This is a genomic window from Halomonas sp. ND22Bw (assembly GCF_003011945.1).
GTDB classification, from domain to species: domain Bacteria; phylum Pseudomonadota; class Gammaproteobacteria; order Pseudomonadales; family Halomonadaceae; genus Halomonas; species Halomonas halophila.
In genome coordinates, this window is the sequence record NZ_PXWD01001729.1 from 1 (window position 1) to 238 (window position 238).

At 70.2% G+C, this 238-nt stretch carries 1 protein-coding gene; it reads right to left on the reverse strand.

Annotation, left to right across the window (positions count from 1 at the left end):
* Positions 1-238, reverse strand: a 238-nt coding sequence (locus CVH10_RS24200; protein ID WP_146143397.1) for an aminotransferase class I/II-fold pyridoxal phosphate-dependent enzyme, incomplete at both ends; no start/stop codon positions are given.

Sequence of the window (238 nt, forward strand, 5' to 3'; positions counted from 1 at the left end):
GAGCATCGGCGTGACGGCCGCGAACTTGGCGCGGTACATCGCCCGGTTCTCGACCACGTGCGCCTCGTCGCCCCAGGCCGCGATGCTGGCCGCCGCCACCGCGCCGCCCATGGCGCTGCCGTGGTAGGTGCGGTAGAGCAGGAAGGCCTTGATGATCTCCGCATCACCGGCGACGAAGCCGCTGCGCAGCCCCGGCACGTTGCTGCGCTTGGACAGCGAGGTCAGCATGACCAGGTTC